Below are 15,627 nucleotides of genomic sequence, written 5' to 3' on the forward strand. Positions count from 1 at the left end.
GGCGCCCTTGGGCGCGCGCGATTAACAGCAATTGCTTGAAGCTTTATCAGTGCACGTCTTTCCAGTATTCACGCTTGAGCAAGTAAGCGAATACGAAGAAGAACGCCAGGTACAGCAATACATACGTACCGATGCGCTGATGTTGCAGCTTAACCGGGTTAGCCGAGTAAGCCAGGAAGGTTACCAGATTCTTGACCTTCTCATCGAACTGCTCTTCGGTCAAAGCACCGCTTTTCGGCACGATGGTCAGCTGATCGCACGCTTCATGGGTCAGCGGCGTACCGGTCAGCGGGTCATATTGCTTCTTGCCGTCTTCGACGATCTGAACCTGTTTGCAACCGACAACCTGACGACCTTGCAGGCCGACCAGCACGTTCGGCATACCGACGTTCGGGAAGACCTTGTTGTTCACGCCCCAAGGACGCGACGGATCTTCATAGAACGACTTCAGGTAACCATAGAGCCAGTCGGTACCGCGAACGCGAGCAACCAGGGTCAGGTCGGGTGGTGCCGCACCGAACCAGGTCTTGGCGTCAGCCGGCTGCATGCCGATGCTCATGTGGTCGCCGATCTTGGCGCCGGTGAACACCAGCTTCTCAAGCATCAACTCGTGAGGAATGCCCAGGTCATCGGCAACACGCTCATAACGCTGGAACTTGGCACTGTGGCAACCCATGCAATAGTTGGCAAACGTACGTGCGCCGTCCTGCATGGCAGCCTTGTCGGAAACGTCGATGTCGACTTTTTCCAGCTCGGGACCGCCGTGTTCAGCAGCGAAAGCGAATACCGGCAGTGCGGCAAGCATCAATACAGCAAATAGTTTTTTCATCAGCCAGTCACCCTTTCCGGTACCGGTTTGGTCTTCTCGAGCCGGGTGTAGAACGGCATCAGAATGAAGTAGGCGAAGTACAGGAAGGTACATACCTGCGACAGCAGCGTACGACCTGGAGTCGGAGCCAGAACGCCCAACACACCCAGGATCACGAAGGAGATGCAGAACACCCACAGCCAGATCCTGCTCAGCCAGCCTTTGTAGCGCATCGACTTGACCGGGCTACGGTCCAGCCACGGCAGGACGAATAGCATGGCAATCGAAGCGCCCATGGCAATTACGCCCATCAGCTTGTCCGGAATCGCCCGCAGAATTGCGTAGAACGGCGTGAAGTACCAGACCGGAGCAATGTGCTCTGGGGTCTTGAAGGCGTTCGCCACTTCAAAGTTCGGCTTCTCGAGGAAGTAGCCGCCCATTTCCGGGAAGAAGAACACGATCGAACAGAAGATGAACAGGAACACCACCACGCCGACGATATCTTTCACGGTGTAGTACGGGTGGAAGGCAATGCCGTCCAGCGGTATGCCGTTTTCGTCCTTGTGTTTCTTGATGTCCACGCCGTCCGGGTTGTTCGAACCCACTTCGTGCAGCGCCAGAATGTGCAGCACCACCAGACCGAGAATCACGATCGGCAAGGCCACCACGTGCAAGGCGAAGAAGCGGTTCAGGGTAATACCGGAAATCAGGTAGTCACCACGGATCCACTGGGTCAGGTCGTTGCCGATGACCGGGATCGCACCGAACAGCGAGATGATCACCTGGGCGCCCCAGTAGGACATCTGGCCCCATGGCAGCAAGTAGCCCATGAAGGCTTCAGCCATCAACGCCAGATAGATCAGCATGCCGAAGACCCACACCAGCTCACGCGGCTTCTGGTACGAACCGTAGAGCAAGCCACGGAACATGTGCAGATAGACCACGATGAAGAACGCCGAAGCGCCGGTGGAGTGCAGCAGACGCAGGATCGAGCCGTACTCGACGTCGCGCATGATGTATTCGACGGAAGCAAATGCCTCTTCCGCAGACGGGGTGTAGCTCATGGTCAGCCAGACACCGGTGACGATCTGGTTGACCAGAACGAGCAATGCCAGGGAGCCAAAGAAATAGAAGAAGTTGAAGTTCTTCGGGGCGTAGTACTTGCTGAGATGGTCTTCCCACATTTTGGTTGCGGGGAAGCGCGCATCAACCCAATCCATGAACTTGCTCATCACGCTTTCTCCGTATCGACGCCAATGACAATGATGTCGTCGGTCTCATAGGAATGCGGGGGAACTGGCAGGTTCAAAGGCGCAGGTTGCGACTTGTAGACGCGGCCAGCCAGGTCGTAGTGGGAGCCGTGGCAAGGGCAGAAATAGCCACCTACCCAGTCCTTGCCCAGGTCAGCAGGTGCCACTTCGGGACGGAAGGTCGGTGAGCAACCCAGGTGGGTACAGATACCGATCAGCAGCAGAATTTCAGGTTTGATCGACCGAACTTCCGGGTCGACATAGGTCGGTTGTGTCGAGTTCTTGGAGGTCGGGTCAGACAACTGGCCCTCGATCTTTTTCAGATTCCCCAGGATTTCCTGTGTACGGCGGACGATGAATACCGGCTGGCCGCGCCACTCAGCAATCATCTGCTGGCCTGGCTCGATTTTGCTGACATTCACTTTCACCGGTGCACCTGCGGCTTTCGCCTTGGCACTGGGAAACCATGACCCCACGAACGGGACCGCAGCCCCCACCGCTCCTGCAGCACCCACCACGGATGTGGCTGCTACCAAGAAGCGACGCCGGCCTGCATTCACGCCGTCATTGCTCATTCAGTCCTCTCCCATCAGCTTTGTGGCCTGTTAAATCAGGCATCTACTAAGTAAATCTATGTACTTATAAAAATTTTGCCGAATGGTAATGAAAAGCCCCAATTCTGACAAGGTAATTACCCCAGGGCACCACTGCCAAGCCTTGTAGTATAGGGGGTCTACGGCTGTGGCAAGTTGTCACAGCGCAATTCTTTGATAAATCGCACGCATAAAAAAACGCCCGGTTCCGTGAGGAATCCGGGCGTTCTTTTTTGAACGTGGAAGCGAATTAACGCTTCGAGTACTGCGGACGCTTACGCGCTTTACGCAGACCAACTTTCTTACGTTCAACTTCACGTGCATCGCGGGTTACGAAGCCGGCTTTACGCAGAGCGCTGCGCAGAGTCTCGTCGTAGTCCATCAGAGCGCGAGTGATACCGTGGCGGATTGCGCCAGCTTGACCACTTACACCACCGCCGATCACGGTGACGTAGATGTCGAACTTCTCGACAGTCTCAGTCAATTCCAGCGGCTGACGAACTACCATGCGGGCAGTTTCGCGGCCGAAGAAATTATCCAGCGAACGGTTGTTGATGGAGATGTTACCAGTACCCGGACGCAGGAAAACGCGTGCGGTTGCGGTCTTGCGACGGCCAGTGCCGTAATTTTGAGTCGCCGACATAATGTACTATTCCGTTAAAACTTCAGTTCTTGGGGCTGCTGAGCAGTATGTGGGTGTGCAGCGCCCGCATAGACTTTCAGCTTACGGTACATGTCGCGACCCAGCGGGTTCTTAGGCAGCATGCCTTTGACCGCGGTCTCGATCACGCGCTCAGGGGCCTTGGCGATCAGCTTTTCAAAGTTGATCGACTTGATGCCGCCCGGGAAACCGGAGTGGGAGTAGTAGATTTTGTCAGTGGTTTTAGCGCCAGTAACACGGATCTGCTCGGCGTTGATTACGACGATGTAGTCGCCGGTGTCAACGTGAGGAGTGTACTCAGCTTTATGCTTGCCACGCAGACGGCTCGCGATTTCGGTGGCCAGACGACCCAGGGTCTGACCAGCAGCGTCGACGACAAACCAGTCGCGCTTTACTGTTTCCGGTTTAGCAGTAAAAGTTTTCATTCTTTATAGCCTCAGGGGCCGCCCTGTAAATTAGACGGCGGATCTTACTGAATAGTGCGTACTTTGACAAGTCAAAGGCAGCCGGATACAGACGCTTTCGGGGGCTCGGGTCGGCGCGTCCGTTCAACGGCAAGATTCTTCGGCGGCGGCGCATCACTTCCACTGCAGAAAGAGGTGCGCAATTATGCAGATTGCGAAAAATATTTCAACCTGCTTTTATGATTGTTTTGCCCAAGGAGCACCCGATGGACTATCGCCAGCTAGGCCGGACCAATCTGAATGTGAGTGCCCTCTGCCTCGGAACCATGACCTGGGGCGAGCAAAACAGCGAGGCAGACGCCTTCGCCCAGATTGAACGGGCCAAGAGCGCAGGGATCAATTTCATCGACACGGCCGAGATGTACCCGGTGCCGCCCAAGGCCGAAACCTACGCCACCACCGAACGCTACATCGGCAATTACTTCAAAAGCCGCGGTGATCGTGCCGACTGGATCCTCGCGAGCAAGATTGCCGGGCCGGGCAACACCATCGACTACATCCGCGACAAGAATCTTCGGCACAATCGACAGCACATCACCGAAGCTGTGGATGCCAGCCTCCAGCGCCTGCAGACCGACTACATCGATCTGTACCAACTGCACTGGCCGGAGCGCAGCACCAATTTCTTCGGTCAGTTGGGCTACAAGCACAAGATCGAAGCCAACCTGACGCCGCTTGAGGACACCCTCGAAGCACTGGACGAACAGGTCAAGGCCGGCAAGATCCGCCACATCGGCCTGTCCAACGAAACCCCGTGGGGCACCATGCGCTTCCTCGCCCTGGCCGAAGCCCGTGGCTGGCCACGTGCCGTTTCGATCCAGAACCCGTACAACCTGCTCAACCGCAGCTTCGAAGTCGGCCTGGCGGAAATCGCCATTCGCGAACAGTGCGGCCTGCTCGCCTATTCGCCACTGGCGTTCGGTTTCCTGTCAGGCAAGTACGAAGGTGGCGCGCGCCCGCCAAAAGGTCGCCTGAGCCTCTACAGCCGCTTCAGCCGTTATTTCAACCCGCAGTCGGAAGCCGCATGCAGCCGCTATGTGGCACTGGCCCGTGAACACGGCCTGGACCCGGCGCAAATGGCCCTGGCATTCGTGACGCAGCAGCCGTTCGTGACCAGCAATATCATCGGCGCGACCACGATGGAGCAACTGGAGAGCAACATTGCCAGTTTTGATCTGAAGTTATCGGATGAAGTGCTGGAAGGGATCGAGGCGATTCACAAGGATCATCCGAATCCGGCGCCATAATTTGTCATGACCACGAAAAGATCGCAGCCTTCGGCAGCTCCTACAGGGTGTACGCCAATTCCGTGTAGGAGCTGCCGAAGGCTGCGATCTTTTCAACCATCACCGCAGATCAAAGCGACCGCGCAATGATCTCCTTCATGATCTCATTGGTCCCCGCATAAATCCGCTGCACCCGTGCATCCGCCCACGCCCGCGCAATCGGGTACTCCCACATGAAGCCGTAGCCACCATGCAACTGCACACACTCGTCGAGCACCTTGCATTGCAGGTCAGTGCCCCAATACTTGGCCATCGCCGCCGTCGGTACGTCGAGCTTGCCTTGCAGGTGCAGTTCCAGGCAGCGATCGACGAAGACCCGGCCGATTTGAATTTCGGTCGCCATCTCCGCCAGTTTGAAACGAGTGTTCTGGAAATCGGCAATAGCCTTGCCGAACGCCTTGCGGTCGCGGGTGTAGTCCAGCGTCCATTGCAGCGCCGCTTCGGCTGAAGCCAGGCCAACAATGGCCACGGTAAGGCGCTCCTGCGGCAACTCCTGCATCAGGTAAGCGAAGCCCATCCCGGCCTGGCCCAGCAGGTTTTCCTTCGGCACGCGCACGTCCTGGAAGAACAGTTCCGAAGTGTCCTGGGCTTTCATGCCGACTTTTTCCAGGCGCTTGCCCTTCTCGAACCCCGGCGCATTCGCCTCGACCAGAAAAAGACTGGTGCCTTTTGCGCCAGCCTTCGGATCGGTCTTGGCCACGACGATGACCAGGTCGGCGAGAAACCCGTTGGTGATAAAGGTCTTCGAGCCGTTGATCACGTACTCATCACCATCGAGCACCGCAGTGGTCTTCACCCCTTGCAGATCAGAGCCCGCGCCCGGCTCCGTCATGGCGATGGCAGTCACCATCTCCCCGGAAACCAGCTTCGGCAGGTATTTGTGTTTCAGCGTTTCACTGCCGTAATGCAGGATGTACGGCGCCACAATGTCCGAATGCAGGGAGAAACCGATGCCGGTCAAACCCAGGCGCGCGACTTCCTCGATCACCACCGCACTGTAGAGAAAGTCCGCCCCCAGCCCGCCGTACTCTTCCGGCAGGTGCGAGCACAACATCCCCGCCTCGCCCGCCTTGTTCCAGAGTTTACGGTCGATATAGCCCTGTTTTTCCCATTGCCCATGGAACGGCACCGCCTCTTTTTCGAGGAACGTTCGCACGCTGTCGCGGAAAAGCTCGTGCTCGGAGCTGAACAGGGTTCTGGGGATCATGCGGCACCTTTTCTTTGTTTTTAGAAGGAGTTGACCTTCAGAGACTATGCCTCGCTTCCGATACAGGACACTGGACACATCCGACAAAAAATAAGACGATCCAGCCGTCTGGTGACCACTTTCCCCTATAAGAATAAAGTTGAATTATGTCTAACCAAGCCTCCACGCCCCTGCGGCGCGTCAGCATCCTGGCCATCGACCGGGTTTTCGCTTCCACCCTCATGCAAGCCAAGGATTTCTTCCATCTCGCCAGCCTGCGCTACGGCAAGCAGCTGGGCCAAGGCCTCACCCCGGCGTTCGAAACCCGCCTGGTCAGCCCCGATGGCAAACCGGTCAACACCTTCAGCGACGTGATGATTCCGGTGGATGGCGGACTGGAAAATGCTGACATTATCGTGCTTCCAGCCTTCTGGGACGATTTCGATTCGCTGTGCAAACGTTATCCACAGGTCCTGCCCTGGCTGCGCCAGCAACATGCGCGCGGCGCGGTGCTGTGTGGCGAGGCCACGGGCGTGTTCTGGCTGGCCGAAGCCGGGTTGCTCAACGGCAAGGAAGCGACCACTTACTGGCGCTTCTTCAACGCCTTCGCCGAACGCTTCCCACAGGTCCAGCTCAATCAGGACAAGCACCTGACCGACGCCGACAACCTGTATTGCGCAGGCGGCACCACCTCGGCCTGTGATCTGTACATTTACCTGATCGAACGTTTCTGCGGGGCCAACGTATCCCAGGCTGTGGCACGGGATATTCTGTATGAAGTCCAGCGCAGCTATTCGCCAGGACGGATCGGTTTCGGCGGACAGAAGCTGCACCAGGACGTGATCATCCTGCAGATCCAGCACTGGCTCGAAGAACATTTCGCCGACAAGTTCCGCTTCGAAGACGTCGCCCGCGAACACGGCATGAGCATCCGCAACTTCATGCGCCGCTTCCAGACCGCCACCGGCGACAAACCGCTGCACTATTTGCAACGCCTGCGCATCGAAACCGCCAAGGGCCTGTTGTCCGGCAGCCGCAAGAGCATCAAGACCATCAGCTACGAAGTCGGCTACGACGATGCCAGCTTCTTCGCGCGGTTGTTCCGCCAGCACACTGAGTTGTCGCCGAACCAGTATCGGCAGCAGTTTCAGCAAGCGGCGTAACAACTAAACCCTGTGGGAGCGAGCTTGCTCGCGATGAGGCCAATACATCCAATAGAGATGTTGGATGATAGTCCGCCATCGCGAGCAAGCTCGCTCCCACAGGTTCTAGTGGTGAATCCACCGAAAGGCTTCTTTTTCCTACGCAAAACCCGGAATACAGAACCACGAAGCATACGATTTGGCTGATGGTCGCCAACCCCTTTGCCACGCAACTATGTCCCAGCACACACCTTCAGTGCTGACATGGACGTTCAACAGTGACTATCGGATCAAGCTACAACTACCCCTCAATCATTGCCGGGGAAACCAGGCGAACAAAACGCTCGGCCAAAGACAAATGGGCTGCCCGCTTTCCAAATCCACCCGACTTGTGCTTCGACTACCGGGCCTTGGTCGAGCAAAAAGACGGTATCGCCAAGGCAACTGACCCCAATCATAGAATCTGCATCATTGGCGCCGGCGTGACAGGCCTGACTGCCGCCAGAGAGCTTTATCGCTGCGGCTTCACCCAGATCACACTCATCGAACAATCCAGACGCATCGGCGGCAGGCACCTGACCGTCCCCGGAAGCCCCAACTCGGCAGCGAGCCATACACCATTTGAAATGGGTGCCATGCGCATGCCGTTTTTCAACCGGGCGGATGAGCCGCCGACAGAAGGCCGCTCGCTGATGGCTTACTACGCCCAAGCGTTTGACCTGGCACATTCGGATTTTGCCAACCCCGGAAGCCCGTGGGTCACATCCACCGGGATCTACCTTCGTGAAGGCAGCCTGGGAGGCGGAGCAACTCCGCAGATGCTGATATGGAAGAACGAAGACGGCTTGACCCCGCCTCCTGGCGAGGAACTGCAAAAGGTCTACGCCAAATGGAAAGCCTTTGCCGATCAAATGACCCGGCAGGTTGCAGAAAGTTATGCCGGCCCGGAGTGGGAAGCCATGTGGGCCGCCATCGTCGATAAATACCAGAGCGTTTCCTTTAGGGATCTGGTCAGCATGCCGGCCCTTCAAGCCTGGGATAAACGCGCCCCCGGGGATTTTGGCGGAATGGGCATGACCGCCGAGGAGTCGGCGATTTTCTACGCCATTGGTATCGGCGACGGCAGTTGGGGCGCCTTTTACGACGTGTGCTGCCTTTATCCCCTGCGTACGGCCATTTTTGGTTTCAGCAGCCAGTTGCAACTGATTCACGGCCGGGTAGATGCCAATGGTGATCCTCTCGCTTCACCCCACTTGCACAGTGAAGCTGTTTACGACTCGACAGGGCTGAGCTTCGACAGACCTCGCTACATCGGGCTCGCCGCACTGGACGAATGCCTGTTGTTCATGAACATCGATGAAACCGGAAAATCCGTCTACGAACACAGCCGTGAACGAAGCAATGGCCTGCTGACGGACTCATCTGTCACCCGACTCAAAAAGCTTACCAACCGGCAAACCCGCGTGTACTTCAATTGGAAACACAGCCTGCCCGAAGAAACCCAGGAGCACTTCGATGACTTTGACTCGGTCATCGTCACCCTTCCGTCCTGGCTGATCGAAACCCGAATCAGGCTCGAGGATTTCACCCAAGAGATGCTGCCATCCGAGACGATCAATGCCTGGAAAACGGCGCACTGGGAAACCAGTTGCAAGGTGTATGCGCCATTGAAAAAGTCGTTCCTTTCGAACAACACCAAAATCCCGCAAGCCATCGTCACCGACAGCTTCATCCATGACGTCTACACCTATCGCTACAACGACAATTACAGCTATGACTGCATATTGCTGAGTTACACATGGGAGGATGACGCCACCAAACTCGCCACATTCACCGACAAAGAGCTGGTCAGCAAGTGCGTCAAGGAACTGGACCGCATCCTAGTGAATTCTGCCAACGTCCAGCAGCGCATTTCGCCCTATGTCGGTATTGATCAAGCCGTGGTGCAACGCTGGATAACCGATAAAAACGCCTTGGGTTGCGCAAAGCTCTATCGGCCCGGCACGTATTACGACGCCGTCGGCTTGATGAAATACAACAGAGACTTTGGACATGTTTCAGGTTTGTACTTTTCCGGCGAATCGTTTTCAGTCGACGCCGGTTGGACGGAACCTTGCTTGCGGGGAGCGGTGGACGCAGTCATCCATATCTGCAACAAAACCGACGCCTCTTTCAATGGCGATTTTTCCATGACCAATTACCCGCATTACCAAGTCAAACCCTGATCCTGCTTCGGAGCCATGCACGCGATGTGCTGGCTCATCCTCCCCGCGCCGTTAATGCATCTTCGGACAAGGACTACACCCGTACCGGAAGCGGCTGACTTCCGCCCGCTTGCTGTTTCACCTCTTATAAACACGCACTTAAACGGCGTGAAAAACAATAAAAAGAGGTTATCGGGAATGAGCAATCCAACCAGTCCTGTTCGTGTAGCAGTCGTGCAGTTCGATCCACAAGTCGGCATCGAGAATCGTGAAGGCAATCTGCGTCGAAGCCTGGAATTGGCTTTAGAGGCGGTAGACGGCGGTGCGAATCTCATCGTCCTGCCCGAGCTTTCCAACACAGGTTATTTCTTCAGCACCCGCCAGGATGCCTTCGACCATTCGGAGTCAGTGCCCGATGGGCCAAGTGTGCAGACCTGGATGGATTTCGCGCGTCAGCACAAGGTTTACCTTGTCGCTGGTTTGGCCGAACGCGACGGCATGCGACTCTTCAACACCGGCGTTCTTTGCGGGCCTGACGGCTTTATCGGCAAGTACCGCAAAGCCCATTTGTGGAATCTGGAGAAACTCTGGTTCACACCGGGCGACCTGGGTTTCCCGGTTTTTGAAACGCCCATCGGCCGCATCGGACTATTGATCTGCTGGGACATCTGGTTCCCGGAGGTGCCGCGAATCCTCAGCCAACAAGGCGCGGACATCATTTGCAGCCTGAACAACTGGGTCTGGACGCCACCGCCGCTGTTCGACGAGGCCGGCAAATGCATGGCGTCGTATCTGACGATGACCGCAGCTCACGTCAACAACGTGTTTATTGCCGCCGCCAGCCGGATCGGCGAAGAACGCGGCGCTCGCTACCTGGGTTGTTCCCTGATTGCCGGAACCAATGGCTGGCCAATAGGCAACGTGGCATCGGCGGACCAACAGGAAATCCTGTTTGCCGACATCGACCTGACCAGTTCCCGCAGCGCACCGATCTGGAACAACCTGAACGACCTGCATCGCGATCGCCGAACGGATCTCTACGATCAAATGCTCGGCTGCACCCAACACGCTTGTCTTCCGCGCTGATAAAAGGGGGACCTGACTGATGGAAATCACAACCGACAAAAAACCGCTGCCCCGCAGCTCTTCTTTTGATCTGGCGGTCATCGTGCTGCTGATCGGCATCGCTGTGCTGGCTGTCTGGCTTTCATTTTCCTACCGTTCCTTGTGGTCTGCTCACTGGCCGAGCTACAGCGACATGGTGTCCTCGCTGCCCGAACCGAGCGCATGGCTGCGCTGGGTCGTGGGCGACATCAGCGAAGTGGCGTTCTACAAACACGAGTTCGCTTCGATTGGGCTGCTAGCAGGCGCCTACCTCGCCTACTGGGCAAATCGAACGGGGAAATCCTGGCAAGGTTTTGCCATTTCCTATGGAACGGGGCTTTGGCCGTGGCTGGTCACCAGTTCATTGCTCGGGTTGTTGCTGAGTAACCTGCTATGGGGCTGGACGGTGAACGCCAATGACTGGCAACCCACATTCGCCGCGTTTGTATCGCTGCCTGCGGCGATGGTGCTGATGTTCGGCGGCGGCTGGAAGGTGGCGATCAACGGCGCAATCCTGGGCGCCGCACTCGTCACGCCCATGTGCCTGCTGATCGTCAACTACGTGTGCAACCCGCTGGTCTTGCCCGCAGTGATCGGCAATGTCCTGGGCATGGCGATTGCCAGCGTCCTGGCGTTCCTGCTCTGTCGCTATTGGCCAGCGCTGATGAAGTCCGAGCAACCCGAGATACCAGCCCTCACGACCGTAGCGCACGTCACCAAAAAGGCACCGGACTACGGCGTGATCTGGAGTTTGCGTCGGGTACTGGCGGACTTTTCCGAAGCGCCGTTCTTCGGCAATGAACTGGCCAGCCTTGGCCTGCTGGCAGGCGCATTGCTGGCGTACAGCTTGAACCCCATGAGCCCCGCGTATGGATCGGGGCTGCTGCCGCACATCATTGCCGGCCAGGCACTGACGTCAGCCATCGGGGTGCTGATCTGGCGCCGACAGTGGATGTTGCTCGGCTGGTATCCGACTTACGTGCCACTGGTGTCAGTGGTTCCTGCGGCGATTCTGGCCTACGGCGGCAGTTGGCAGGTGATCGTTTCCAGTGCCCTGCTGGGGGCGCTTGTTGCGCCGCCTCTGGCGTGTGCACTGTCCAGACGATTACCGGCGGACATGCACGCCTACATTGGCAATGTGCTCTCCATGGCTATCAGCACGCTATTGATCGTTCCACTGATCGGCTACCTGATCGCGGATTAACGCCTCCAGCCTTCGGCTGTATCACGGCCAGAAACCGGGTACAGCCACTTTTCATGACAATCAATCGAGGTATGACATGGACCTGCCCAAACTGGCCATCGCAGCGCTCGGCGGAACGGTAAGCATGCAAGCAAGAAATGCCGGTGAAGGCGTTATTCCGACCGTCAGCGGCGAAACCCTGTTGGCCTCCCTTCCGGAACTGTCGACGCTGGCCCGAGTGACCGTTGAGACGCTTGGCCTGCTACCCAGCGCCTCGCTGGATTTCGAGTTTTTGCTGAGCGTCTTGTCCTGGGCAAGCTTTCAGGTAAAACAGGGCGCCGTGGGGGTCGTAATCACTCAAGGCACCGACACTCTCGAAGAATCAGCGCAGTTTTTCGATTACCTGTGGCCCCACGACACGCCACTGGTGCTGACCGGCGCCATGCGTTCAGCAGCACAGCCAGGCGCCGACGGACCGGCGAATTTGCTGGATGCGTGCCGCGTCGCCTTGGCTGACGGCAGCCGGCAGCGCGGTGTTCAGGTGGTGATGAACGGGGAGATACATCGAGCGAATAGCGTGCGCAAAACCGATTCACTTGCGCTGCAGGCATTTTCCTCTCCGGTTACCGGACCCGTTGGCCTGTTGATAGAGGATTGCGTTCGTTACCTGCGTCCGCCGGTCCAACGCGCGGTACTACCCTTGCCGCAGCAGACCACTCAGAAGGTCGCACTGCTCGAGGCATCGCTCTCGGCAGACACCCTGCTCCTGGAGAACATCCTCGCCCTCGGCTACGACGGGCTGGTGATCGCCGGTTTCGGTGCCGGTCACGTCTCGCAGCGCTGGGCGACGAACATTGAGCGCATCGCCGAAAAAATCCCGGTGATCATTGCGACACGCACCGGTTCGGGTTCCACCGCGCAAGCCACTTACGGCTTTGACGGCAGCGAGATGGACCTGATCCGCAAAGGTGCCTTGATGTCTGGATTTCTCTGTCCGCGCAAAGCCAGGATTTTGCTGTGGCTGCTGATTGGCTGTCAGCGACAGCATGAGTTGACGCGCTACTTGAAAGGCAACATCCAGCATCGATGTGACTGACATACCGCCATCGCGAGCAAGCTCGCTCCTACAGGGGTTTTCAGCGTACAAAAAAGGCCTGCAATTGCAGGCCTTTTTACTTTTCCGAATAGCCCTACGGCTTGTGCGCCCGGGACAGGAATTCGTGGGACTGCATTTCCAGCAGACGGCTCAACGTTCGCTGGAACTCGAAGTTCAAGCGACCGCCGGTGTACAGATCCTTCAGCTCGACTTCAGCAGAAATGATCAGTTTCACGTTACGGTCGTAGAACTCGTCGACCATGTTGATGAAGCGTCGGGCGATGTCGTCGGTGGTGACGCTCATCTGCTCGACGCCGCTGAGCAGCACGGCGTGGAAAATCTTGCCCAGTTCGATGTAGTCGTTCTGGCTGCGTGGGCCGTCGCACAGCTCACGGAATTCGAACCAGGCCACGTCATCGCAGGTGCGCAGGGCACGGATTTCGCGGTTCTCGATCATCAGCACGTCGTTCTCGACCGCTGCGGTGCATTCCGGTGTCAGCGCGCGGAAGCTCTTGCGCAGGCTTTCGTGGGACGCCTCGTCGAGCGGGAAGTGGAACAGTTCCGCTTGTTCGAGGTGACGCAGACGGTAATCGACGCCGCTGTCGACGTTGACGATCTCGGTGTTCTGCTTGATCAGCGCGATGGCCGGCAGGAAGCGCGCGCGTTGCAGGCCGTCCTTGTACAGACCGTCCGGCACGATGTTCGACGTTGCGACCAGGGTCACGCCGTTCTTGAACAACTCTTCCATCAGCGTGCCGAGAATCATGGCGTCGGTGATGTCGGAAACGAAGAATTCATCGAAGCAGATCACCCGGGCTTCGGTGGAGAAACGCTTGGCGATGATGGTCAGCGGGTTTTTCTCGCCACCCAGGGTCTTCATCTCTTCGTGCACGCGCTTCATGAAGCGGTGGAAGTGAGTGCGAGTCTTTTCCTTGAACGGCAGCGCTTCGAAGAAGGTGTCGACCAGGTAAGTCTTGCCGCGACCTACGCCGCCCCAGAAGTACAGGCCCTTGACCGGGGTCTGATCCTTTTTGCCAAACAGTTTGCCCAGCAGGCCCGGTTTGTTCTGCTCGGCCGCGACCAGATCGTCGTACAGGCGCTGCAAATGACGCACGGCCGTTTCCTGCGCGGCGTCATGGAAGAATTCCGGGCGTTTCAGATCAGCTTGATATCGTTCTAGGGGCGTCATAATTCGTTAGCAAGGCAACAAAAACGGGCCGACACTGTAGCGACGGCCCGCAGGAATGGCAATCGGCCCTTGGTAGGGCCGAACCGTTGTTTATTCCTGAACCGGGGTCAGGGCGATCCGCAAAGCCTCGATGGCAGCGTCACGCGCAGCGCTGGCAGCGAACACAGGGCTGTCGGCAACGCACTCGCCTTCCAGCCACACGCTGAAGCTCAGGTCTTCATTGCGCACGTCCAGTGGCTGGCCGGATTGCAGCTGCTTGGTCACCTGACCGGCGGTCTTGCCGTCGGCGAAATTACGCGACAACAGCAGTTGCTCGCCATCGGCCGCCAGCAGACGGAAGCGGAAACTGCCGTCGTCTTCGCGGAAGCTGACAAAACGCGCGGCTTTCGCAGCTTTTTTCTTGGTGGTCGCCGCCACTTGGGTCTGGGCCACGAAAGAACGCAGGCCAACGGCTTCACGCAGTTCGTTGAGGAACGGCGTCGCTACCGAACGGGCTTTTTTCGCGCCGTGCTGCAGGATGTCTTCGAGATCCGCCGGACGTTCGATCAACTGGTAATAACGCTCGCGAGACTCGCCCAGCTCGTTGTCGAGCAACTGGAACAGACGATTTTTCGCCTCCCCCCAGCCCAGGCCTTGCAACAGTTCACTGCGGAACTCGTCGGCCTGCGCCGGAGTAGCAAAGGCCTGGAACAAGGTGAACAGGTGCGAGTTATCTGGATCTTTCGCTTCGCCCGGCGCGCGGGAGTCGGTGACGATCCGCGAGATCGCGTCCTTCATCTCTTTGGCGCTGCTGAACAACGGGATGGTGTTGTCGTAGCTCTTCGACATCTTGCGGCCATCCAGGCCCGGCAACGTGGCGACGCTCTCTTCGATCAACGCCTCGGGCATGGTGAAGAATTCTTTGCCCTGGCCAAACAGATGGTTGAAACGCTGGCCGATGTCGCGGGCCATTTCCACATGCTGGATCTGGTCGCGACCGACCGGCACTTTGTGCGCGTTGAACATCAGAATGTCAGCGGCCATCAGTACCGGGTAGCTGTACAAGCCCATGGTGATGCCGGCGTCCGGGTCTTCGCCGGTCTCGACGTTCTTGTCCACCGAAGCCTTGTAGGCGTGGGCGCGGTTGAGCAGGCCCTTGGCGGCGACGCAGGTCAGCAGCCAGGTCAGCTCGGGGATTTCCGGGATGTCGGACTGGCGATAGAACGTCACGCGGTCCACATCCAGGCCACCGGCCAGCCAGGTCGCGGCGATTTCCAGACGCGAACGCTGGATGCGCAGCGGGTCATCGCACTTGATCAGGGCGTGGTAATCCGCCAGGAAGTAGAACGAATCGGCATTGCTGTCACGGCTGGCAAGGATCGCCGGGCGGATGGCGCCGGCGTAGTTGCCCAGATGCGGCGTGCCGGTGGTGGTAATGCCGGTGAGGATACGGGTACGAGTCGTCATGGGTAATCGCTTGTC

At 57.7% G+C, this 15,627-nt stretch carries 14 protein-coding genes; 6 read left to right on the forward strand and 8 right to left on the reverse strand.

The window, feature by feature from the left end; all coding sequences use genetic code 11:
• Nucleotides 1–46: 46 nt before the first annotated feature.
• The 5 genes from ACM110_RS02230 to rplM all read right to left on the reverse strand — a co-directional run bounded on the left by ACM110_RS02230 (nucleotide 47) and on the right by rplM (nucleotide 3,737).
• Entirely contained in the window at nucleotides 47–829 is a 783-nt protein-coding gene (locus ACM110_RS02230) for a cytochrome c1 (RefSeq protein ID WP_338582926.1), read from the reverse strand.
• Nucleotides 829–2,040 carry a cytochrome bc complex cytochrome b subunit gene (locus tag ACM110_RS02235; protein WP_338582927.1) on the reverse strand — a complete coding sequence of 404 codons (1,212 nt, stop codon included), beginning with the start codon at nucleotides 2,038–2,040 and terminating at the stop codon, nucleotides 829–831. The genes ACM110_RS02230 and ACM110_RS02235 overlap by 1 nt, the downstream gene beginning before the upstream one ends.
• Nucleotides 2,040–2,633 carry a ubiquinol-cytochrome c reductase iron-sulfur subunit gene (gene petA, locus ACM110_RS02240; protein ID WP_338582928.1) on the reverse strand — a complete coding sequence of 198 codons (594 nt, stop codon included), beginning with the start codon at nucleotides 2,631–2,633 and terminating at the stop codon, nucleotides 2,040–2,042. Before petA ends, ACM110_RS02235 begins: the two co-directional genes overlap by 1 nt.
• Before the next feature lie 268 nt (nucleotides 2,634–2,901).
• On the reverse strand, nucleotides 2,902–3,294 hold the full coding sequence (rpsI, locus tag ACM110_RS02245) for a 30S ribosomal protein S9 (RefSeq protein ID WP_003228056.1): 393 nt from the start codon (nucleotides 3,292–3,294) through the stop codon (nucleotides 2,902–2,904).
• A gap of 14 nt (nucleotides 3,295–3,308) precedes the next feature.
• On the reverse strand, nucleotides 3,309–3,737 hold the full coding sequence (rplM, locus tag ACM110_RS02250; protein ID WP_416126365.1) for a 50S ribosomal protein L13: 429 nt from the start codon (nucleotides 3,735–3,737) through the stop codon (nucleotides 3,309–3,311).
• A gap of 245 nt (nucleotides 3,738–3,982) precedes the next feature.
• On the opposite strand from rplM, the gene ACM110_RS02255 reads away from it, so the two are divergent.
• Complete coding sequence (locus ACM110_RS02255; RefSeq protein ID WP_416126366.1) at nucleotides 3,983–5,023, forward strand: NADP(H)-dependent aldo-keto reductase; 1,041 nt, start codon at nucleotides 3,983–3,985, stop codon at nucleotides 5,021–5,023.
• A gap of 109 nt (nucleotides 5,024–5,132) precedes the next feature.
• On the opposite strand, the gene ACM110_RS02260 is transcribed toward ACM110_RS02255, so the two are convergent.
• Nucleotides 5,133–6,269, reverse strand: a complete 1,137-nt coding sequence (locus tag ACM110_RS02260; RefSeq protein ID WP_416126367.1) for an acyl-CoA dehydrogenase family protein — start codon at nucleotides 6,267–6,269, stop codon at nucleotides 5,133–5,135.
• 221 nt (nucleotides 6,270–6,490) lie between these two features.
• Between ACM110_RS02260 and ACM110_RS02265 the strand changes: the two genes are divergently transcribed.
• The 5 genes from ACM110_RS02265 to ACM110_RS02285 all read left to right on the forward strand — a co-directional run bounded on the left by ACM110_RS02265 (nucleotide 6,491) and on the right by ACM110_RS02285 (nucleotide 12,977).
• On the forward strand, nucleotides 6,491–7,411 hold the full coding sequence (locus tag ACM110_RS02265) for a GlxA family transcriptional regulator (RefSeq protein ID WP_178120848.1): 921 nt from the start codon (nucleotides 6,491–6,493) through the stop codon (nucleotides 7,409–7,411).
• A gap of 257 nt (nucleotides 7,412–7,668) precedes the next feature.
• Nucleotides 7,669–9,615 (forward strand): flavin monoamine oxidase family protein, encoded by a 1,947-nt coding sequence (locus tag ACM110_RS02270; RefSeq protein WP_416126368.1) that lies wholly within the window; start codon nucleotides 7,669–7,671, stop codon nucleotides 9,613–9,615.
• Nucleotides 9,616–9,792: 177 nt separating this feature from the next.
• Nucleotides 9,793–10,680, forward strand: coding sequence for a nitrilase family protein (locus ACM110_RS02275; protein WP_416126411.1), 888 nt, complete (start codon nucleotides 9,793–9,795; stop codon nucleotides 10,678–10,680).
• 19 nt (nucleotides 10,681–10,699) lie between these two features.
• Nucleotides 10,700–11,902, forward strand: coding sequence for a hypothetical protein (locus tag ACM110_RS02280; RefSeq protein WP_416126369.1), 1,203 nt, complete (start codon nucleotides 10,700–10,702; stop codon nucleotides 11,900–11,902).
• 76 nt (nucleotides 11,903–11,978) lie between these two features.
• Nucleotides 11,979–12,977 (forward strand): asparaginase, encoded by a 999-nt coding sequence (locus ACM110_RS02285; RefSeq protein WP_416126370.1) that lies wholly within the window; start codon nucleotides 11,979–11,981, stop codon nucleotides 12,975–12,977.
• 94 nt (nucleotides 12,978–13,071) lie between these two features.
• On the opposite strand, the gene zapE is transcribed toward ACM110_RS02285, so the two are convergent.
• A complete protein-coding gene (zapE, locus tag ACM110_RS02290) occupies nucleotides 13,072–14,166 on the reverse strand; it encodes a cell division protein ZapE (RefSeq protein WP_150702964.1) in 1,095 nt (364 codons plus the stop codon).
• A gap of 90 nt (nucleotides 14,167–14,256) precedes the next feature.
• Complete coding sequence (locus ACM110_RS02295) at nucleotides 14,257–15,612, reverse strand: tryptophan--tRNA ligase (protein ID WP_416126371.1); 1,356 nt, start codon at nucleotides 15,610–15,612, stop codon at nucleotides 14,257–14,259.
• Nucleotides 15,613–15,627: the final 15 nt, after the last annotated feature.

It is taken from the genome of Pseudomonas sp. NFX98, from assembly GCF_047784845.1.
Taxonomy (GTDB): domain Bacteria; phylum Pseudomonadota; class Gammaproteobacteria; order Pseudomonadales; family Pseudomonadaceae; genus Aquipseudomonas.

Coding starts and splice junctions, on each gene's coding strand:
- ACM110_RS02285 (WP_416126370.1), top strand. CDS start 11,979: ATGGACCTGCCCAAACTGGCCATCGCAGCGCTCGGCGGAACGGTAAGC.
- ACM110_RS02275 (WP_416126411.1), top strand. CDS start 9,793: ATGAGCAATCCAACCAGTCCTGTTCGTGTAGCAGTCGTGCAGTTCGAT.
- ACM110_RS02235 (WP_338582927.1), bottom strand. CDS start 2,040: ATGAGCAAGTTCATGGATTGGGTTGATGCGCGCTTCCCCGCAACCAAA.
- ACM110_RS02255 (WP_416126366.1), top strand. CDS start 3,983: ATGGACTATCGCCAGCTAGGCCGGACCAATCTGAATGTGAGTGCCCTC.
- ACM110_RS02280 (WP_416126369.1), top strand. CDS start 10,700: ATGGAAATCACAACCGACAAAAAACCGCTGCCCCGCAGCTCTTCTTTT.
- ACM110_RS02265 (WP_178120848.1), top strand. CDS start 6,491: ATGCAAGCCAAGGATTTCTTCCATCTCGCCAGCCTGCGCTACGGCAAG.
- ACM110_RS02230 (WP_338582926.1), bottom strand. CDS start 829: ATGAAAAAACTATTTGCTGTATTGATGCTTGCCGCACTGCCGGTATTC.
- petA (WP_338582928.1), bottom strand. CDS start 2,633: ATGAGCAATGACGGCGTGAATGCAGGCCGGCGTCGCTTCTTGGTAGCA.
- zapE (WP_150702964.1), bottom strand. CDS start 14,166: ATGACGCCCCTAGAACGATATCAAGCTGATCTGAAACGCCCGGAATTC.
- rpsI (WP_003228056.1), bottom strand. CDS start 3,294: ATGTCGGCGACTCAAAATTACGGCACTGGCCGTCGCAAGACCGCAACC.
- ACM110_RS02295 (WP_416126371.1), bottom strand. CDS start 15,612: ATGACGACTCGTACCCGTATCCTCACCGGCATTACCACCACCGGCACG.
- rplM (WP_416126365.1), bottom strand. CDS start 3,737: ATGAAAACTTTTACTGCTAAACCGGAAACAGTAAAGCGCGACTGGTTT.
- ACM110_RS02260 (WP_416126367.1), bottom strand. CDS start 6,269: ATGATCCCCAGAACCCTGTTCAGCTCCGAGCACGAGCTTTTCCGCGAC.